Source organism: Oceanobacter kriegii DSM 6294 (assembly GCF_000422845.1).
Lineage (GTDB): Bacteria > Pseudomonadota > Gammaproteobacteria > Pseudomonadales > Oceanobacteraceae > Oceanobacter > Oceanobacter kriegii.
The window spans coordinates 597,333-618,261 of record NZ_AUGV01000003.1; the positions used below are offsets into that span (position 1 = coordinate 597,333).

16 protein-coding genes are annotated in these 20,929 nt (G+C 56.0%); 5 read left to right on the forward strand and 11 right to left on the reverse strand.

Translation table 11 applies throughout. From position 1 onward, the window contains the following. Positions 1-196: 196 nt before the first annotated feature. Positions 197-1,216 carry a polysaccharide pyruvyl transferase family protein gene (locus tag G516_RS0102715; protein WP_028292362.1) on the forward strand — a complete coding sequence of 340 codons (1,020 nt, stop codon included), beginning with the start codon at positions 197-199 and terminating at the stop codon, positions 1,214-1,216. Then, a complete protein-coding gene (locus tag G516_RS0102720; protein WP_028292363.1) occupies positions 1,216-2,214 on the forward strand; it encodes a phosphotransferase in 999 nt (332 codons plus the stop codon). Before G516_RS0102715 ends, G516_RS0102720 begins: the two co-directional genes overlap by 1 nt. Here the strand turns inward: G516_RS0102720 and G516_RS0102725 are convergent. The 10 genes from G516_RS0102725 to gap all read right to left on the reverse strand — a co-directional run bounded on the left by G516_RS0102725 (position 2,195) and on the right by gap (position 14,679). Then, positions 2,195-3,199: a polysialyltransferase family glycosyltransferase gene (locus tag G516_RS0102725; protein ID WP_028292364.1), complete on the reverse strand. Its 1,005-nt coding sequence runs from the start codon at positions 3,197-3,199 to the stop codon at positions 2,195-2,197. The genes G516_RS0102720 and G516_RS0102725 overlap by 20 nt on opposite strands. Continuing rightward, complete coding sequence (locus G516_RS0102730) at positions 3,199-4,350, reverse strand: capsular polysaccharide export protein, LipB/KpsS family (RefSeq protein ID WP_028292365.1); 1,152 nt, start codon at positions 4,348-4,350, stop codon at positions 3,199-3,201. The genes G516_RS0102725 and G516_RS0102730 overlap by 1 nt, the downstream gene beginning before the upstream one ends. Positions 4,351-4,719: 369 nt before the next feature. Next, entirely contained in the window at positions 4,720-6,102 is a 1,383-nt protein-coding gene (gene ahcY, locus G516_RS0102735; protein WP_028292366.1) for an adenosylhomocysteinase, read from the reverse strand. A 71-nt stretch (positions 6,103-6,173) separates the two neighbouring features. Then, positions 6,174-6,524: a four helix bundle protein gene (locus G516_RS0102740; RefSeq protein WP_028292367.1), complete on the reverse strand. Its 351-nt coding sequence runs from the start codon at positions 6,522-6,524 to the stop codon at positions 6,174-6,176. A gap of 104 nt (positions 6,525-6,628) precedes the next feature. Further along, a complete protein-coding gene (gene metK, locus G516_RS0102745; RefSeq protein WP_028292368.1) occupies positions 6,629-7,840 on the reverse strand; it encodes a methionine adenosyltransferase in 1,212 nt (403 codons plus the stop codon). A gap of 135 nt (positions 7,841-7,975) precedes the next feature. Next, positions 7,976-8,944, reverse strand: a complete 969-nt coding sequence (locus G516_RS0102750; protein ID WP_036533874.1) for an ArsR/SmtB family transcription factor — start codon at positions 8,942-8,944, stop codon at positions 7,976-7,978. Positions 8,945-9,089: 145 nt separating this feature from the next. Beyond that, positions 9,090-11,486, reverse strand: coding sequence for a putative bifunctional diguanylate cyclase/phosphodiesterase (locus G516_RS0102755; RefSeq protein ID WP_036533878.1), 2,397 nt, complete (start codon positions 11,484-11,486; stop codon positions 9,090-9,092). Positions 11,487-11,496: 10 nt separating this feature from the next. After that, entirely contained in the window at positions 11,497-12,030 is a 534-nt protein-coding gene (locus G516_RS0102760) for a heme NO-binding domain-containing protein (RefSeq protein ID WP_028292371.1), read from the reverse strand. Between the two features lie 201 nt (positions 12,031-12,231). Then, entirely contained in the window at positions 12,232-13,668 is a 1,437-nt protein-coding gene (pyk, locus tag G516_RS0102765) for a pyruvate kinase (RefSeq protein WP_028292372.1), read from the reverse strand. A 9-nt stretch (positions 13,669-13,677) separates the two neighbouring features. Beyond that, complete coding sequence (gap, locus tag G516_RS0102770) at positions 13,678-14,679, reverse strand: type I glyceraldehyde-3-phosphate dehydrogenase (protein WP_028292373.1); 1,002 nt, start codon at positions 14,677-14,679, stop codon at positions 13,678-13,680. Between the two features lie 576 nt (positions 14,680-15,255). Here gap and edd point away from each other — a divergent pair. From edd to G516_RS0102785, 3 genes are all read left to right on the forward strand, one after another. Beyond that, positions 15,256-17,148: a phosphogluconate dehydratase gene (gene edd / locus G516_RS20740; RefSeq protein ID WP_051218854.1), complete on the forward strand. Its 1,893-nt coding sequence runs from the start codon at positions 15,256-15,258 to the stop codon at positions 17,146-17,148. Then, the gene (locus G516_RS0102780; protein WP_051218855.1) at positions 17,148-18,131 is read left to right on the forward strand and encodes a glucokinase; all 984 of its coding nucleotides are present in this window, start codon (positions 17,148-17,150) and stop codon (positions 18,129-18,131) included. Before edd ends, G516_RS0102780 begins: the two co-directional genes overlap by 1 nt. A 656-nt stretch (positions 18,132-18,787) precedes the next feature. Then, positions 18,788-19,192, forward strand: a complete 405-nt coding sequence (locus G516_RS0102785; RefSeq protein WP_028292375.1) for a hypothetical protein — start codon at positions 18,788-18,790, stop codon at positions 19,190-19,192. A 138-nt stretch (positions 19,193-19,330) separates the two neighbouring features. Here G516_RS0102785 and G516_RS0102790 read toward each other — a convergent pair whose 3' ends face one another. Next, on the reverse strand, positions 19,331-20,857 hold the full coding sequence (locus G516_RS0102790) for a hypothetical protein (RefSeq protein WP_028292376.1): 1,527 nt from the start codon (positions 20,855-20,857) through the stop codon (positions 19,331-19,333). Positions 20,858-20,929 lie beyond the last annotated feature (72 nt).

A 20,929-nucleotide genomic window follows, 5' to 3' on the forward strand; every position in this document is an offset into this window, starting at 1 on the left:
TGTTGAGAAAGTAAACGGATGTTCTGCATTTGTCCCGCAAAGGGCTGGATATGCTGCGATTGCGTGATGGTTTTGTGTCAAAAGTGTGAAATCATAACGCTTTGATGCCTTTAAATACCCGCCTGAACATCAGGGCCTACTGAAAGTTTGGGAAGGCGCTGGTGTATTCAATTTGACAGATGTTCTGGAGATATCCTTGCTCAAGGTTGCCGTGATTAACGACACTCGCCCGACTCATCATTTTGGTTGCTTGCTGGTAATGAAAAATTTGCTTCATTTGCTACAGCAACAACAAATGGAGGTGGCCTGGAGCTGGCCTGTCAGCGTCGATTGGCGCAAGCATAAAGGCAAGATTCGTTCGATGCCTGAGGTGGATGCCATCATCATCAATGGGGAAGGCACCATTCATCATAATCGGCAGCGCAAGTTTTCCCAGGCCTTGATCGACTTCTGTGAATACGCCAGTCAGGTGATGAAGAAGCCGGTGTATGTGGTCAATGCCACGCTGAATCAAAATAGTCCGGATGCGTATCAGAAGTTGGCATTGGCGCGGGCAATTTATGTTCGTGATCGTGGCAGCTTGCAGGAGCTGAACGATCACGACGTGCCAGGCAGTTATGTTCCTGACCTGACGATGGCCGGTTCTCCGGAAACCATGACCCTGGATACGACTGCTCGGAAGGGAACTCTCGTCATTGATAGTGCCATCAAAACCGACACGGCGTTATTACGTGAGTTGGCCGATCGACATGATCACGACTTCCGCTCGATGATTGTTGCTCGCCCCGGTAACGCCCGCTTTTTACGCAGCCCACGTCCGTGGGTCAAAAACATCTGGAAGTGGCTGCGGGAAGACCGCTTGGTCAGCACCGATGTGGATGTTTACCTTCAGCAACTGGCGACCTATTCGGGCGTGATCACGGGGCGTTATCACACCTTGACCATGTGCCTGAAGCAGCGGGTGCCTTTTTATGCGCTGGCGTCCAACACGCCGAAAGTGTTTTTCCTGTTGAATGATGTTTTTGGCGACGATCATCGCCAGCGCACATTGGAAGACATCGCCGCAAGCGGCGATCAGCCGGTAGAGCCTTTTTCTGAACAAGAGCTGGCTGCCATTGATACCTTTCTGGCCATGGCCAATCGAGAATCTGAAACCATGATCCGTGCCATTGCAGCGGATATTCGTCAGCAAGCCCAGGGTGAGTATCAATACTGATGGCAAACGTCAGCTGGTGGCAGCGAGCCTACACAGTATTCAAACTGCGCGTTATTGCTGCCCGTCTGGGCATGCCTATAGACGAGCTCAAGGAAGCCTTGTATCGGGTTCATCCATTGTTGGATGAACCATCAGTGTCACTGTGTTTCCGTAACTTGGGCGGTAAAAACAACCTTGGTATGTTTCTGCATTTGGGCCATAGCGCCAAGCCGCTGGCTATTTCCAAACTGATGGATCGCTCTATGGCGCAGCGGGAATATCGCTTGCTGCAATGGCAATCCAACGCCGGTGCCGATGACATCGCTCCAGCAGCTGTTGATTGCCGTGAGCTGTCAGAGGATGTGAGTGTTTTGACGACACGCTTTGCTGCAACGCCAGCACCGTTTGAGGTTGAGCACATGTTGCAGTTGCATCAACGACTGAGCAGCTTTCACGCCCCAGCCAACACCGACTGGTCGAGTGTAAACAGGGAGCTGAAGCCAACGACGCCGATCAAGGCATTGCTGTGCGGCTTTGTCACCGAGACAGACCAGACCCGCATGGCGCAGTTTCTGGATAAGTACTTGTCACAGCAGCTCTCTTACGGCGAGCGCGCGGCAATTCGGCCCAGCATTGAGCCTGCCATGGCGTGGCTGGTGGCCTACTGGCCAATGCTTCAGGGTGCGCCTCACTGGGGATTGGTGCATGGTGATTTCAAGCGCCAGAACATATTGCAGGATGGCCACAGCGGTACCTATCTGGGGATCGATCTGGAGTACTACTGCCATGGCCTGCGGGTGTGGGATCTGGCGTTTTTCTATTCCCGTGGCAATTACACGGTTGCCGATATGTTGCAGCACACCGGCTATAGCGGTGAGTTGGCGAACGTGCTGGTGTGCTGTTACCTGATTGCCAGCCTGTCGCACTACAAGCAAAAGCGCGAACCGCAGCAGTTGGCGACCCGGATTGAACCCGCCGCCGATTGGTTGCAGCAGGCGTTCAGCAATACAGCAGCCTGACGCCCACTTTCTCCATCACTTCGGCCAGCTCGGACGTTTGCTTGCAGATGCTGGTGACCTCAATGTCTGGCCGCAACCAGCGACTGGTCAACAGCGCGCTGGACACATCACCACAGAGCTGTGCCCCTTCGGGCAGCAAGGGGAACAGCATTTCCATCGGAATGCTCGACGGCAGCAGCTGATAACCCGCCCATGGCGAGTCGTTGGCAAAGGGTGCATTGCGGGGATGATTCTTGATCACCACATTGCCGCCGGTCGTGGTGGCCAATTGCAGCATGGCGGCTTCGGTTTGGGCATCACGCACACTGTCGTGGGGCAGGACTACAACCAGTGACGCTTGCTCCAGCCATTGCGGCTTATCGACCAGAGCCTGTGCCAACTGCTTCAGAGCCGGGTGGTCGGTGCTGGCAGGTAAGGGGAGCAAGTGCTTTTGCTGCAACCCTGGATGCGCCAATGAGGGAAAAGCCACATGGGCATCCTGAATCCAGCCAGAACAGCCAATGTCATCCGGTTGTTGCCACCAACCTCCATAAAGCCAGCGCTTCAGCTGGCGATCGATGATTTTATCCAGTAACCAATGGGTTTTTCGCCCGGTGTAGGTATAGGTGCCGTCGTCAAGATAATGACCAACGGCGGGTTGTCCATAATGGCTCAGGGCCGCCATGATGCCTTGGAATTCAATGCGTCGATCATTGGCGGTGTAGACGTGGCTTGGTGCCAGCTCGCAGGCTTGCCGCCCCAGAGTTTCCAGTAATGCTTTACGGCGCAGTTTTTGTTGCAGACCGCGAGCCTTGTTGCTGGCCAGACGGACTGACGTAAACGGACTGGAGGACCACACCAAGGCAGCCTGCATGAATGGCGACAAGGAGGCGGGCTGATCAATCAGCCACAGTTGCTTGTCGTCGGAGTCAGGCAAAGCCAATGCCACCATGGTGGCGGTCAGGACGTTAAATGGAGTGGAGGCGAGGAACAGATGGCTTTGCATCAGGCGGCGTTCTCCATCAGCCGAGCCAAGCGTTCAGCCATTGCGGTCAAATGTTCGGGCTGCGATTGCTGCCAAACGCCGGTGACGGCGTGTTCAGCGTCGACATGGCCCAGAAACGCTTCCAACAAATCGTGATCGAACTGCCACTGTCCGACGTTTTGCATGGCCTGGTTAAGACTTTGCTGATCCGGACAATTCAGTACCAGGCCGGGTAAGCCATAAAACGCCTGTCCCAGCACCATCAGCTTTTTACGCATCAGCAGGGATTCCATACCGATCGACGAGTTAATGGTAACAACTGCATCGGCATGTTGGATCAGGGTGCTGGCTGGAATGTCTGTGACGACATGAACATTTGGCCGCTGGCAGAGCCTGGCAAAGGCGTCCTTGTAACATTGCGGGCAGGAAGGGTGCGCCTTGAAGACCAGATGGGGCGCTGGAGTGCATTGGTCCGCGGCCTTGCTGGTGGCTTCCAGCAACTCGAACATATTGCGAACCCAGGGAGAAAACAGCACCGTCTGGGTGTCGGTATTTACCTGCAAGGGGACAAAAATATAGTGCTCGGGCAACTGCTCGGGCCGACTTTCTGTGGTTTCAGAGAGCGGCCTGGCTTTGCTGTGCAGGGCCGAAGTTGCCGCTAGCTGCTGATAAAATTCGGGTTCCCGTGGCACCGAGTTCAGAAAGTTAATGCCGTTGGGGTCCAGTGTGGTGGTGCCCGGAAACGGTCCACGTTCAATGAAATAGCAGGGAATGCCGAGGCTGCGGGCAGCGCTGGCCATGATCCACTGGCGGAACTTCAAGCCATTCCACAACACCAGCTGTTGAATATTCTGCTGCTGCAAACAGGCCCGATAACAGCGGAACAATAGCCGTCCCTCAAGCCGTTTTAATACCATTTTCAGGGGGTAGGACGAACAGCTTTTCAGCCCCGCCGGGCTGTTTTTGAGGGTGTTGCGAGTCGCCTCCAGAATTGCTTCTTCTTCCGGATAGCTGCTGTTGATTGCGCCCAGACCACGGAAGAGCGAGACGTCCTTGTACCAGAGTGTCTGGCACTGAAACCCGGATTTTTGCAGCTCTGTACCCAGCTTGTCTGCGTATCGCCGCTGCGCCTTGCGGGCGGCAAAAATACCTATCCTGTTCTGCAACATCATGAATCAATAACAAGGTAGCTTTGGAGTCGCCTGAGTATACCTGCTTTGGCGCGTTGGACAGGCGTTATATTAGGACTGATAGGTGCTCGTTGGACAGAGCGGGCGATTGCCTCACAAGCATTGGCTGATGACAGGCTGGAGCTGTCGACGTTCTATTGTGAGGTAGGTGTCGTGGCGTTGATGAATTGGGTCTGTTCCAAAATCCGCCATCGGTTGATGGAAGCGGATTTTGGACACAGAGACTGTGCCAGACACCGGAGCTGCACCTGCTGGTGTCAGGCCTCCGAGGTCTGGCTGCTTTCGCCTTGGTACTTATAAGCCTCCGGCTGCTTACGCCTTAGTACTTATAAGCCTCTGGCTGCTTACGCCTTAGTACTTATAAGCCTCTGGCTTGTAAGGGCCATCAACGCTGACGTTGATGTAGTCGGCCTGGGTCTGGGTCAGCTTGGTGATCACACCACCGAAGCCTTCCACCATGTCCTTGGCCACTTCTTCGTCCAGTTTCTTCGGCAGAACCTTAACGTAGATGCCCGCGGCTTTTTCTTCGGCGCTCAGGTCGGCGAATTTGGCTTCGTACAGGTACATCTGTGCCAATACCTGGTTGGCGAAGGAGCCGTCCATGATGCGGGATGGGTGACCGGTAGCGTTACCCAGGTTCACCAGGCGGCCTTCAGACAGCAGGATCAGGTGATCGTCGGAAGCGGCGTCACGGATCACTTTGTGAACCTGTGGCTTCACTTCGTCCCATTCCCAGTTGGCACGCATGTAAGCGGTGTCGATTTCGTTGTCGAAGTGACCGATGTTACACACCACAGCGCCGCTCTTCAGCTTTTGCAGCATGTTCTTGTCACATACATTAACGTTACCAGTAGTGGTGACGATCAGGTCGGTTTTGCCCAGTAGGTCGGCGTCTACGCAGTCCAGTTCGCCAGTGTTTACGCCGTTGATGTACGGGGAAACCACTTCGAAACCGTCCATGCAGGCCTGCATGGCACAGATTGGATCGACTTCAGTTACTTTAACGATCATGCCTTCCTGACGCAGGGAAGCAGCGGAGCCTTTACCCACGTCGCCGTAGCCAACAACCAGCGCTTTTTTGCCGCTCAGCAGGTGGTCAGTACCACGCTTGATGGCGTCGTTCAGAGAGTGACGACAGCCGTACTTGTTGTCGTTCTTGGACTTGGTGACTGCGTCGTTAACGTTGATGGCAGGCACTTTCAATTCGCCTTTTTCCATCATTTCCAGCAGACGGTGTACGCCAGTGGTGGTTTCTTCGGAGATGCCGTGGATGCTGTCCAGCATCGCCGGGAAGTCCTTGTGAACCATCTCGGTCAGGTCGCCGCCGTCGTCCAGGATGATGTTGGCATCCCATACCTGTTCGCCGTCTTTTTCAGACAGGATGGTCTGCTTGATGCACCACAGGAATTCTTCTTCGGTTTCACCTTTCCAGGCGAACACAGGAATACCAGCAGCAGCGATGGCCGCAGCAGCGTGATCCTGGGTGGAGAAGATGTTGCAGGAAGACCAGCGAACGTCGGCACCCAGGTCAACCAGGGTCTCGATCAGCACGGCGGTCTGGATGGTCATGTGGATACAACCCATGATCTTGGCACCGGCCAGCGGCTGGGCTTCCTTGTACTTGCGACGCAGCGCCATCAGGGCTGGCATTTCGCCTTCGGCGATCTGGATTTCCTTGCGGCCCCAATCGGCCAGAGTAATGTCGGCGACTTTATAATCAGTGAACTGAGTCATTTGAGGCTCCTGTTGCCAAGTCTGGTGTCGGGAGTCTGGTGTCTGGAGCCAGAGTGCCGACCTGCGGTAATTTAGTTGCCCAATCGGTTGATCAGGCCGTTAAGAAGAGCAAAAACATGCTCAACCTGCTCACGAACACAGGGCTCGTAAGACGCTAATCCAAGGCTCTCAGCCAGAATCAGCTGGGTATCCAGTTCAGTCAGCGAGCCGCGTGCATGCAATAAAAAGCGTCGAAAATCCTTGTCTGTACCACGACCACTGCCTTCGGCAATGTTGGATGGAACGCTCACAGCAGCTCTACGCATCTGACTGGTCAAACCAAATTTCTCACATTCGGGAAATCCGGCGGTGATGCTGTATATGTCTTTCACCAGTGACATGGCTTTTTGCCAAACCACCAGGTTTTGGTATTTGCGATTCACAGAACATCCTTGTTCTCTCGATCATATCCCTTCAGGCTGAGCCCGACGCCCGACGCCCGACGCCCGACGCCCGACGCCCGACGCCCGACGCCCGACGCAAGGCCTTACAGGCCCGCCGCCGCTTTCAGCGCATCAACCTTGTCAGTACGTTCCCAGGTGAAGGCGGTGAAGGTTTTGCTCTTCTTCTCGCCCTGGTCGCTGTATTCGTAGGTCATTTCGAACGGTTCGCGACCGAAGTGACCGTAGGCAGCGGTGGCCTGGTACATTGGGTTCAGCAGTTCCAGTTGGTTCTGGATGGCGTATGGGCGCAGGTCGAAGACTTCGCGGATGACCTTGGCCAGTTCGCGGTCGTTGAGTTTGCCGGTGCCGAAGGTGTTCACAGAAATGGAAGTCGGTTCGGCTACACCAATGGCGTAAGACACCTGGATTTCACAACGGTCAGCCAGGCCAGCAGCAACGATGTTTTTGGCAACGTAACGGCCCATGTAGGCTGCGGAACGGTCAACCTTGGACGGGTCCTTGCCGGAGAATGCACCACCACCGTGGCGGGCCATGCCACCGTAGGTGTCGACGATGATCTTACGGCCAGTCAGGCCAGCGTCGCCCACTGGGCCGCCGATCACGAAGTTGCCGGTCGGGTTGATGTGGTACAGGGTGCCTTCGTGCAGCCATTCAGCAGGCAGTACTGGCTTGATGATGTGTTCCAGTACCTGGGCACGCAGGTCTTCCAGAGAGATGGAAGGATCGTGCTGGGTAGACAGTACGACAGCGTCAACTTTCGGGCTGTCGCCTTCCCAGTTGATGGTTACCTGGGATTTGGCATCCGGGCGCAGCCACGGCAGGGTGCCGTTGCGACGCAGTTCGGACTGACGCTGAACCAGCAGGTGCGCGTAGTACACAGGTGCAGGCATCAGGTTCGGGGTTTCGTTGGTGGCGTAGCCGAACATCAGGCCCTGGTCGCCAGCGCCCTGATCTTCAGGCTTGGCGCGGTCAACACCCATGTTGATGTCGACAGACTGCTTGCCAATGGCGTTCAGTACTGCACAGGAGGCGCCGTCGAAACCAACTTCGGAGCTGGTGTAACCAATGCCGGTGATTACATCACGAACGATCTCTTCCAGATCAACGTAGCAAGAGGTGGTCAGCTCACCAGCGACCACAGCCATACCGGTTTTTACCAGAGTTTCTACCGCCACTCGGGCGTAAGGATCGCGGGCAATGATCGCATCCAGTACTGCATCGGAAATCTGGTCAGCAACCTTGTCCGGGTGACCTTCAGATACAGACTCTGAAGTAAAAATCGAATATTCGCTCATGTGTAACCCTCTATGTTTGGTGGTGCTCCCTGGGTAGGGGAGCCATTGTTCGTTTAATGTTCGTATTAATGGTACGAAGGTCACCAAGACTGATGGATAATCATCTTGATGATAATGATTCTTATCTGTGCTGTTTTACTGTTGTTGGTAAAACAACCGGAACTGAATCTGGAATCCGTTACGCAGGCCTAGAAACTGGCTCTGGCCTTCGCTCAGCCCGGCTTCTTCAGCCCAGGCGGTTAAATCTTCCGGCTCGAAGCCAAGCCACAAATCGCCGCAGCTTTCCCGTGCCCAGGTTTGTTCATGGCGGCACAAATCCGTCACCAGAAAACAGCCGCCGGGTGCCAGTAAGCGGCCAACGTCGGCAAAAATATTCTGCGGTGCGGGCACGTGGTGCAGCACCATATTGGCAACCATCAGGTCGACTGAACCATTAAATTCCTGATCCAGCGCGGTGGTCTCGCCCAGCACACAGTTAACGTTAGCCAACTGTTGCTGATTTACCTGCTGTTTGGCCCGATTCAGCATGGGCTCGGAAATATCCAGCGCCATAACCTGTTCAAAGCGCTGCGCCAGCGGTGCCAGAAAGGCGCCGTCGCCGGGGCCGATTTCCAGTGCCGTGGCGGTGTTGCCGCTGTAATCCTGCACCAGCTTTTCCAGCGTCTCGCCGTATTGCTCGTAAGACGCAATCAAATCCTGTTGCTGCTGGAAGGCTTCGGCGTTGCGGGCAAAAAACTCTTCGCACACTTCCGCCCGGTCGTTCAGCAGCTGTTGCAAACGCTGCTGTACGGCGTTGGCCAGCGGGTTGCGGTCGAGCGCCGAATAGGTGCTTCGCAGCCAGCTGTGCCAGTCGTTCTGGCCGGTCAGCAGCGGCCGACGGTAGAAGATGCTGTTGCCTTCGCGCTGATTACTGACAACGCCGGCTTTGGACAGGATCTTCAGATGATGACTCATGCTCGATTGCTTGATGTCGAACAGCTCGCACAACTCCAATACGCCAAACGACCCCTTGCCCAGTACCTGCACAATGGCCAGTCGCAGCGGGTCGCCGATGGCTTTGGCTGCCGCGGCAAGTTGGTCTGGAGAAAGCAATGTGTGGGGCATGGCCACCGTCCGTCGGTTACACGGTCATCTTCAAGGTGGCTCATGATAACAGTGAAAAAATCTATATCAATATTTTTTGATATAGGTGTGTAAGCAAGGGTTGCTGAGTGTTGCGGGAAGGTTACGCTTCGCCCGACGCCAGACTTCAGACTTCAGACTTCAGACTGCTCTGCTGCTTCAGCAATTGCAGGAAGTCGTCGAAGGGCATGGGTCTGCCGAACAGGAAGCCCTGGTAGATTTCCACGTCGAGGTCGCGCAGCAATTGCCATTGGCCGTCGGTTTCAACGCCTTCGGCCACCACTTTCATGTCCAGCTGGTGGCTCATGGTGATGATGGCTGAGAGGATTTTGTGGGCGCGCTCATTGGCGTCGGCGTCGATCACAAAACTGCGGTCGATTTTGACGGTGTCCAATGGCATATCGCGCAGGTAGCTGAGTGAGGAGTAGCCGGTGCCGAAGTCGTCGATGGCGATACGAAAGCCCTTTTTGCGCAGCCGGTTCATGATGGATACCGGGTCGCTGTCGGGCTGCAGGAACACGGATTCGGTGATTTCCAGTTCCAGAGCCTTGCAGTCGACCTGTTCGTTGCTGCAGTGGGTTTTGAGTTTCTCGGGCAGCGACGTATCCAGCAATTGCCAACCAGACAGGTTGATGGCCAGGTGAGCGGCAGGGTCAACGGCAACGATCTGGCGGGCATAACGACAGCCGTTGCGCATCACGGCTTCGGCGAACGCGGCATTGAGGCCGTTTTGTTCAATCATTGGAATGAACTCAGCCGGTGACACAAAGCCACTGCTCTGAGAGGTCCAGCGGGCCAGCATTTCGCCGCCGACGATGCGTTGGTTCTGGTCGAACTTGGGTTGTACGTGAAAGCTGATCTGGTCTTGTTCAATGGCTTGTGCCAGTTCCGACACCAGACTGGCGCGGTGCAGCGCGGCTTTGCCCATGCCTTTGCAGAACACCTGGATACGGTTGCGGCCCTGTGCCTTGGCCTCGTACATAGCGGTGTCGGCTTCGCGGATCAGTTGGGTGGCGCCGACCTCGGCGTCGGTGGTTTCAACAATGCCAATGCTGGCCGACAGGCGGATGCTGGCACCATGCAGCCCCATGGGTTCACGGATGGTTTTGAGTACCGCCGAGGGAATCGGGTCAGCGTCGATGGGGCGGCGTTCTGGCCACCAGGCCACCACAAATTCATCGCCGCCCCAGCGTGCCACCAGACCGTCTTTGGGGGTAATACGTTTGAGTCGGCGAGCCTGCGATACCAGCAGCAAGTCGGCGGCAATATGGCCAAACTCATCGTTAACGGCCTTGAAGCCATCGAGGTCGACAAACATCACCGCTAGCGGTCGCTTCTCGCTGGCCGAGCCGAGCATGCGCTCCAGTTGTTCATGCAGGGTGCCGCGATTGGGCAGGTTGGTCAGGCCGTCGTGGCTGGCCATGTGTTCCAGCGCCTGCTGTGCCTTGTTGCGTTCGCTGAGGTCCCGCAGGGTGATGATGCTGTAGAAGTGACTGGCGTCGTCGGGTTGGAAGTGGTTCAGCGAGACTTCCAGTGGTATACCCACATCGGTTTCAGAGGCGGTATTCGGGTTACCATTGCTGGCTTGGGTGCTACTGGTTTCAAAGGAAATGCTGCCGTGCTCATTGAGGGTACGCTTGGCAACATCGACCATGTCGACGAATTCATCCAGGCTGCGACCGTGATAGCGAGCCGGGGTCAGTTTGAATAAATCCTGAAAGCCCTGATTGGCTTCCTGAATATGGCCGTGCTGGTCGGTAATCACCATGGCATCGCGACTGCTGGCGAAGGCGCGGGCCATCAGTCGGTAGGATTCCTGGGTGCGGCGGTAATTGGTGATGTCCTTGACGGTGCCGACCGCCCGGGTCGGCGTGCCTTGTTTGTCCCGTTCGACAATGCGGCCGCGCCAATGCAGCCAGCGCCACTGTTGTGGGTCTGGCTGTGCTGTGTCCGGTTGAACTGTATCTGGCTGGGTGGTATCTGGTTGGGGAGAGTAAGCCCGAGAGGCTTCTGTCGGTGAATGATTTGTCGGTAAGTCGTCTGTTCTGGTCAGCTGGCGCGGCGCGGTCAGTTGCAGCTCGTGATTTTCCCGTTGGGCAAGGGCGTCTTCCTTGCTTTGGGTGCGGTTCGGATCGCGGGGCAGGCGATAGCGCAGCAGCAGGTCAAACGAGTCGAGCATGTCCGACAGGAACAGCTGCCAGTTGGTGATGAATTCCTGGCGGTCGTCCGGGTGAATGCGTTTGACGACCTGGGCGGTGTTGCCCCAGGTGCGAACCACTTCCGAAGCGCCACTGGGGTAGCTCATCAGCTCGTAGATTTGCTCGTCGGCGTTCCAGTCCCAGATGGACTCGTTACCAGCCCAGATGGCCAGTTCCAGTTTGTTGCGGTCCTTCTTGCCGAGCTCCAGGGCATCGTACAGTTCCAGCGATTTGACGTTCAGCAGTTGCTCTGCGGCCTTGCGGGCTGTGCGCTCCCGTTCGGCCTTGCGCTGCAGGCGCTGTATATCCTTGGTGAGGTCGGTCATGAGCAGGTCGTCAGATGCTGACACGGAACAGCGTCGCCCCATCGTCCAGGGGTTGCTGCTCTATTTGTACCTGCTGGTGGCCAAAGTAGTCGGCAGCACCTTTCATCAGGCCCAGCGCCAGTGGCTGAAGGTTGCGCTCGGAACGGTATTCCATTTCCAGCGAGTGGTCGGTTTTGCTGACGACGTTGAATTTCGGCAGCGCCGCATCGGGGTAGAGTTTGTAGACTTCCTTGTGGATATCGCCGTCGAGGGTGTCGAGCAGGTCGAATAAGGAGTGCTTGTTCACCAGCAATTGGGCGTGGCTTTTGGTGAAGGAGTTGAACAGGTAGCTGCCGAAGGCTTCAATCAGGTCGGGCACCGGCATGCCGGTTTTTTGCGACAGCAAGCTGACCAGTGTCACCACTTCCTCGAACGGGTAATAACCGACGGCGGTGTAGGCGCCACCGTGCTCGAGGTTGGCTTCGTCGAGAATTTCATCGGCCATTTCGGGCGAAAATGTCTCTTCGATCATTTCGACCATTTCGGTAAAAATCATTCCCAGCATCAACAAGCTCCCTCGGTTCGGGCCCGGTGTTATCGGTCGACTTTTTATCCTTCCACTATAGAACAGTCAGGCCTGGATGCCAGCCCAAAGGCGGTATTGAACGGCGAGTGTTGCTGCTTTTCAGGCCAAAAAAAGGGAGAGCCATGCTCTCCCCAAATGCCCCGAAGGGCAGCCGTGAAACGTCAAACAGACGAATGAGTATCAGCGCACACGCACAATCTTGAGCATGTCGGTGCCGCCCTGGGCATCGTGGAAATCGCCTTTGGTCATCACCACCAGATCGCCGCTGCTGACTTCGCCAACTTCCTTCAAAAGCTCAATGGCTTTTGGGTTCACCTGTTCCGGTGGCAGTTGGTCGGAGTAGAACGGGATGGTTTGCACACCGCGGTACAAGGCCACGCGGTTCTGGGTGGCTTCGTTGCGGCAGTAGGCGTAAATCGGCAGATGCGAGCGCAAACGCGACATCAGTCGTGGCGTGGCACCGCTTTCGGTCAGGCAAATCACCGCTTTTACACCAACCAGATGGTTGGCAGCGTACATGGCCGACATGGCGATGGTTTCGTCGATGTCGTGGAAATCCTTGTGCAGGCGATGATGCGAGCGCTTGTTGATCGGCTGTTTCTCGGCACCAATGATCACCCGGCTCATGGCTTCCACGGCTTCTACCGGGTAGTCACCGGCGGCGGTTTCCGCGGACAGCATCACCGCGTCGGTGCAGTCCAGTACCGCGTTGGCAACGTCGGACACTTCAGCACGGGTTGGCATTGGGCTGGAAATCATCGATTCCATCATCTGGGTGGCGGTAATCACCGTGCGGTTCAGCTGACGCGAACGCTGGATGATTTTCTTCTGTACGCCAACCAGTTCAGCATCGCCAATTTCCACGGCCAGATCGCCACGGGCAACCATCACGGCGTCGGACGCCAGAATGATGTCGTCGAGGGTATCGTCATCGGCAACGCATTCAGCGCGTTCAATTTTCGACACCAGATGCGCATGACCGCCAGCCGCTTGCAGCAGTTCGCGGGCTTCGTTCATGTCGGCTGCATCACGCGGGAAAGACACCGCCAGATAGTCAACGCCAATTGACGCCGCCAGCTTGATGTCCTGCTTGTCCTTGTCGGTCAGCGCCTTGGCTGACAGGCCGCCGCCCTGACGGTTGATGCCCTTGTTGTTGGACAGCCAGCCACCCACTTTCACCACGGTATCGAGTTTCTGCGGGTGCGTAGCGGTGACTTCCAGTACCACACGACCGTCGTCCAGCAACAGAATGTCGCCAACGCTGGCGTCTTCAATCAGCTGCTTGTAATCGATGCCGACCTGGTCCTTGTCGCCGGCTTCGTTGCCCAAGGTGGCGTCGAGGGCGAAAGCCTGGCCAATATCCAGATGGACTTTTTTGTCGGCAAAGCGGGCGATGCGAATTTTCGGGCCTTGCAGGTCGCCCAGAATGGCAACAAAACGGCCTTGTTTGCGGGCCGCTTCGCGCACCATGTCGGCGCGCTGACGGTGGTCGTCAGCTTCGCCGTGGGAGAAGTTCAGGCGCACCACGTCGGCACCAGCGGCAATCAACGCTTCCAGTTTTTCCGGAGTGTTGGTGGCCGGGCCCAGAGTGGCAACAATTTTGGTTCTGCGGAGCATGGAAGCCTCTTACTTGGCGTTAATCAGTGCCAGCGTATTGTCCAGCATTCGGTTCGAGAAACCCCATTCGTTGTCGTACCAGGCCATTACTTTTACGAGTCGGCCGGACACCTTGGTCTGGCTGCCGTCGAAGATGGACGAGCGAGGGTCGTGGTTGAAGTCGATCGATACCAGCGGCGCTTCGTTGTAGCCCAGTACGGGTGACTGCGCTGCCGCAGCTTTCATCATGGCGTTGACTTCTTCCACCGTGGTTGGACGCTCGGCAATAAAGCTCAGGTCGACCAGCGACACATTGATGGTGGGTACTCGCACGGCCATGCCATCGAATTTGCCCGCCAGTTCCGGCAGTACCAGACCGACGGCGGCAGCGGCACCGGTTTTGGTCGGGATCATGGACTGGGTGGCAGAACGGGCCCGGTACAGGTCAGAGTGGTACACATCCGACAGGTTCTGGTCGTTGGTGTAGGCGTGAATGGTGGTCATCAGACCGCTCTCAATGCCCACTTCGCGTTGCAGCACCTGAGCCACCGGTGACAAACAGTTGGTGGTGCAGGAAGCGTTGGAAATGATCTGGTGGTCGCGGGTCAATACGTTGTCGTTGACGCCGTACACCACGGTGGCGTCTACCTCTTTACCAGGCGCCGAGATGATGACCTTTTTGGCACCGGCAGTGAGGTGTTTGGCAGCGCTGTCACGACTGGTGAAAATACCGGTGCATTCGTACACCACATCGACCTTGTTGTCGGCCCATGGCAGTTCTGCCGGGTCACGAACGGCGCTGACGGCAATGCGGTCGCCATTGATGGTGATGCTGTGGTCGTCGGCGCTGACGTCGCCGTTGAAGCGGCCATGCACACTGTCGTACTGGAACAGGTGAGCGTTGGTGGCAGGGGGTGCCAGATCGTTGATGGCAACCACTTCGATGCGGTCACGGTAGTTGTTTTCGTACAGAGCGCGCAAAACGTTGCGGCCGATGCGTCCAAAACCGTTGATGGCTACGCGAATAGTCATAGTGTGCCTCGAGATTCTTATATTTGATTCTTATTGATGAAGGAAATGACCAACACAAGCGCTGCGATCGGGTCGTTGTCAGTGCTTGCGGAAGGAAATTGTCGCTTCGTTATTTTTCGTAAAAATTACACTCGATATTGGTTGTGTCAAGATGATTAGCTAGGATATGGCACGTTTTGTTTGTAAACTTACATAAAAACATCGGTAGAAAAGCCGGGAATTCACCATGCCAGAGCGTACTTGTCAGATTCGGAAACATTTTTTTGGGTGAAAGTTTCGAATAAATTCGGGAAAATGACAGCGTTGTCATAGTCGAATTTGTACAACTCGTTCGTGAATGAAGAGCTAAATACCGGAATTTGAAGGCATCGCAGAAGCCGAACTCCCAAGCCTGAGCGACAATGAAATCAATGCTGTTGCTCGTTGTTGGAAGTAAAAGGCTGCTGCTGTGCCGAGCCGATTGAAGCAGGATGTTCCATTGCCGGAGCCATGCTTTAATCGAAACGGGCCTGCCGCAGGCAACCGTGAACACCGACAACTACAAAAATCTGAAAATCCGAAAAGTGAGGAGGCTCCATGCATCCCGTCGTCGACCAGGTCACTCAGCGCATCATTGAGCGCAGCAAGGCCACTCGTTCAGCGTATCTCGCTCAAATGCGCGCAGCAGAAGAGCAGGGGGTTCACCGTGCGACCCTGTCCTGTGGCAACCTGGCTCATGGTTTTGCCGCCTGTAATGCCGAAGACAAAGACGTGTTGAAAATGGTCAACCAGGTCAATGTGGCCATGGTGTCTGCCTACAACGACATGCTGTCTGCCCATCAGCCGTTTGAAACCTATCCGGAACTGATTCGTGCTGCGGTTCGTGAGATGGGCTCGGTGGCCCAGTTTGCTGGCGGTGTCCCGGCCATGTGTGACGGTGTGACCCAGGGGCAGCCGGGCATGGAACTGTCGTTGTTCAGCCGTGACGTGATTGCCATGGCGACGGCGGTATCGCTGTCTCACAATATGTTCGACTCCGCCCTGTATCTGGGTGTGTGCGACAAGATCGTACCGGGCTTGCTGATGGGCGCCTTGCGCTTCGGTCATCTGCCAACCGTGTTTGTACCTGCTGGCCCAATGCAGTCCGGTTTGCCGAACAAGGAAAAGGCCCGTATCCGTCAGGAATACGCCCAGGGCAAGGTTGGCCGCGACGAGTTGCTGCAATGTGAGTCCGACTCTTACCACAGCGCCGGTACCTGTACTTTCTACGGCACCGCCAACTCCAACCAGATGATGGTGGAGATGATGGGCCTGCACCTGCCGGGTTCTTCGTTTGTGAATCCGGGCACCGAGCTGCGTGACGAGCTGACCAAATATGCTTCCCAGCAAGCGGTGCGTCTGACCGCCCAGAACGGTCGTTTCACGCCGCTGTACGAAATCGTCGATGAGAAATCACTGGTGAACGCCATAGTGGCGCTGTTGGCGACTGGCGGTTCTACCAACCACACCATGCACATCATCGCCATTGCTGCTTCTGCGGGCGTCATCATCAACTGGCAGGACTTCTCGGACCTGTCCGATGTGGTGCCGCTGCTGGCTCGTGTTTATCCAAACGGTGAAGCCGACATCAACCACTTCCACGCCGCTGGTGGTGTGGGTTATGTGGTGCGCGAACTGTTGGGTGCCGGTTACCTGCACAACGACGTGATGACCATCATGGGTCATGGTCTGTCCCGCTACACCCAAGAGCCATTCATTGAAGACGGCAAACTGGTATGGCGCGAAGGCACCGAAACCTCTCTCGACGACAAGATTTTGCGTCCGGCGTCTGATCCGTTCTCACCCAACGGTGGCCTGAAACTGATGAAAGGCAACCTCGGCCGTGGTGTGATCAAGGTGTCTGCGGTTGCCGAAGCAAACCGTATTGTGGAAGCCCCGGCGATTGTGTTTGAAGACCAGGACGACGTTGCCGACGCCTTCAAACGTGGTGAGCTGGAAAAAGATTTCATTGCCGTGGTGCGCTATCAGGGCCCGAATGCCCTCGGCATGCCAGAGCTGCACAAGCTGACGCCGTATCTGGGCTCCTTGCAGGACAAGGGATTCAAGGTGGCGCTGGTGACCGACGGCCGTATGTCCGGAGCCTCCGGTAAAGTGCCTGCCGCCATTCACGTTTGCCCGGAAGCCCGGTTGGGTGGCCCGTTGGCGCACGTGCAGGACGGCGACATCATCCGTTTGAACGGTAATACCGGTGAACTGACACTCGTTAGTGACGACGACAGCTGGCTGCAACGCCCGGCGTCCGAGCCCGCGGTGGTCAAGCAACACGGTATGGGCATGGGCCGCGAACTGTTTGCGCCCATGCGCCAGCAGGTGAACGAAGCGGAACAGGGTGCCACGGTATTTAATTTCTTTCAGGACGTAGCCCCGGTGTGCGATGAAGTACACGGTAATCCATCTGAAGCAGGTCGTAACAAGGAGATTGAAGCCTGATGAGCCCGCAGCAACACATCACCAGTGAACGCGTACTGGTAGGCGATATCGGCGGCACCAACGCCCGCTTTGCATTGGTTAAACCGGGCTCCGTTGAGCTGACCAATGTCCTTACGCTGGCCACTGCCGATTTCCCCAATATCGATGCCGCTATTCGCTGTTATCTGGAAGAAACCGGTGCCGAAAAGGTCAAGCGTGCTTGTCTGGCGCTGGCCTGTCCGGTGGAAGGCGACACCATCAACATGACCAACAACCACTGGCAGTTTAACCGTCAGGAGTTGATCAATACGCTGGAGCTGGATCAGCTCAAGCTGGTGAACGACTTCACCGCCATGGCGTTGGGCATGTTGAACCTGAAAGACGACGAGCTGGTGGAAGTTCACGCCGGTACCTGTATGGAACACGCACCGCGTCTGGTGATTGGTCCGGGCACCGGTCTGGGTGTTGGCGGTCTGATTCCGGCCGAAAAAGACTGGTACCCACTGTCCAGCGAAGGTGGCCACGTCAGCTTTGCGCCAAACGGCGAAGAAGAAATGGCCATCCTGACCGGCTTCTTCAAGCGCTATAAGCGGGTTTCGGTTGAGCGTATTTTATCCGGTGGCGGTTTGCTGGAGCTGTATCAGGTGCTGGCGGAACTGCGTGGCGAGAAGCCGGTGTGTGAATCGCCAGCAGACGTCAGCGCACAGGCGCTGGAAGACCCGAATTCGTTGGGTTATGCGGCGCTGGATCGTTTCTTCCGGATTCTGGCTTCCGTGGTTGGCGATCAGGTACTGACGCTGGGTGCCCGTGGTGGCGTCTACCTCTGTGGTGGCATTTTGCCACGGGTACGCGAACTGCTGCTGAGCAGCGAATTCTCTGCCCATATGACCAACAAGGGCCGTTTCTTCAGCTACCTGAACGCCGTGCCTGTGTGGCTGTGTGTGGCAGAAAACCCGGGTCTGGTTGGCGCTGCGGCGGCGATTGATAATCAGGAAGTCTGGTAAACGCCAGGCCAGCCGACGATGACACAGCCTTGCTGTGTCATCGAACAGGTTGTTCCATCGAAATAGCCTGTGTTTTACATAACGTATCGAACTTCCTGTCTGAATTTCTTTCCATACTCCCCAAGGTTCCCTGGAATCATCTGGCACCGCACTGGGCGTGTACCTGAGTGTTCATAGGGCTCTTAAGAGACCATTTTTGTATCTATCTGTTTTCTGCGTTGGCGCTCTTCACCTGTGTGCTGGCGCTCGTCACCACCAGGCTTGGGTGACTGCCACAAGGCGAGCGTGAGCTGGCAATGACGTGCGGGCAATAAACAGCGCTGAAATGCGGAATTGATGCACATTTGTTCAAAAGAGGCATTGGGTCGGTCATTACGAATAGGCATAATGCGCCGCCCGATTAGTCTGTCTGCTTTTAGCGATGTTCAAAAGCAGGCCATGCTGGCCATTTGGTAACTGGCAAATGCGACTTTGCTGTTCAATTTGTGAACAGATTCTCGCTTCTGTGCCAGTGGAAGGACTAGCCTTACCAATAGTCCTGAAGTCAGTGTGAGTCTTTTTGGCAATCCCTAACGACACATCCTTGTGAATGCGATCGTCGGGCAATGGATTTCTCGGTTGGGCATTTTGTATAGGCGTTTGTCGAGGGGGCAAACATGAAAAAACAACTGATGTTCTTCGCCGTAGCCGGTTTGCTGGTTACGTTTGCAGAAGCTTTTGGTATCGACTGGTGGTCGGTACCGCTACTACAGGTGTCGGTCAGCACCGCGGGCGCTATTCTGGCGGCCGTACTGGCAACCACCTGGTGGGCGCGTCGCAAGCGTGTGGTTCACCACTTGCGATTGAACCGATTCACTCGTGAAATGTTCCTGTCTGCATCCCATATTGCTGCTGGTTTGGCCAGCGTGCTGTTCGGCTGTGCCGTTGGCTCATCGTTGGTGGGCTGGGTAGAAGGTAGCACCACGGGGCAAATCTTTGCGGTGATTGGTTGGGCCGGGGTGGTCGCTATGATCATCGCTTCCCTGATCTTCCGTAACGAGCTGCACCGCATCCGCGTGTAGTTCAAACCCGGGCGCTGAAGTCCACCACGGCGCGGTGGACTTCAACGTTTGCTCGTTCTCGCTTTTCCTCTCTCTGTTCCGCTGTATTCCTTTTCCACCCACCGCTTCTTCTGTTTGTTGCTCCATACCAATCTGCGTTTATTGGCTTCCACCCAGACTGTGCGCGGCAGGCAGGGGATCGTATGACAGTGGCAGCCCGGTTTGTTCGCTTAGCTGGGTCATTCGATTGAGCGCCTGCTCACGGCCTTTGATGGCAAATTCCAGACTCAAATCCTTGCCGCTGCGTGTGCGCAGGGCCAACTGATAGTACTCGGTCATGCGGCCGTTGGTGGTACTGCTGCCACCGCTAACCAGATGCAGACGATCCAGCTGCTGACGCTGCCAGACGGTCGGAGTTTTAGGCTTGCCGATCACTACCCGGGTGTGGGTGACGGTATCGGCGTTGATTTCGGTGTGATAGCGCGTGACTGCCGAACGCAATCCAACGATAGCGATCAAGGCACCCACCGGGGTGAATACCAGCGGGAAAATTACCGGTGCGTCGTCAACAAACATCATCACCACGCCAATGATGGCGAATATGCAGCCAACCAACCCAAACACCCAGCTCAGTTTCGGTAAACCGCTGTCCAGCTTGATGGGCAAAGCATGGGCGTTGAAGGGATGGGCGACAGACGAGCGTTTGCTGATGGACTCCGTATCCAGGCCCAATTCGCTATCCATGACGGCTTCTCGCTGAGGGCTGCTATTAGCCGTTGGATCACTTGGTTGAATCTCCTCAAGGGGTTCGGTGGGTTTGAACACCGGGATTTCAAAGGTATTGCTGTAGTCGCCATCGGTACTGGTGATTTTCAGCTGGTACCAATATCCGTTGCGCGAGCCAAAACGGGATTGCGGAAAGCCCTGCGGCACCTTGAAGCTGAACCCCACCTTTTGGCCCACCGCGCTTAGCTCGGTGCTGGCATCGACCTGTTTTTCAGACACCAGTGCGGTGTGGGTACGGCGGTCTTTGCCGGAGCCGGAGGTGGTGGTTTTCATTAACTGCAACGAGGCCTGATAACGACGGCTCATCAAGTCAGACGGCGAGCCCTGAGCGGCCGGGATGTCCAGTGTGCCAGCCACCAAACCGCCAATCTGGCCGGGGAAGGGCGACAGTTGCACACTGTCCTGTGGGGTAGTGCGGTAGCGGTACTGGGCTCGAATGCCGCGAAGCAGGATCACCAATGCTGCTGCTGGCAACAGGTACACCAGCAGACGGGCGACCTCGCCCTGTTGCAGGGTGTTGGCTATATCTGTGGGTGCTACGGTTGCGGCACTGAAAGTCCCGGTGAATAACAGCAAAAAGCCGCCGCCGAATATCCCCAGAAGACCGGGGCTGACGTTGCTTTTGATGCGGTTATCGCGCCACTTTTCCTGTGCCAAAGCCTGTTCCAGTGGCGTTTGCTGCTTGCCGGATTGTTTGCTTGCCTTGGCTATCTTTAGCAGTGGCCCAAGGAAAAACAGGCCAATAAACACCACAGCAAACCCGATGAATGGCAAGTCGCGGCTGTCGCTTGGGTCCAGGCTGTTCAGCATGGGCAGCAGAGGATCGAGCATCCCGCTGACAATCAGGAAGATCACCAGACTGGCGACAATGACGAGCTGGCGAATAATGGCTTTTTGCATGACGACCCATCCGTTGAGTTTTGCAAAGCATAACAAAACCGCTGCTCAGAACTGTGATTGGGGCACAACGCT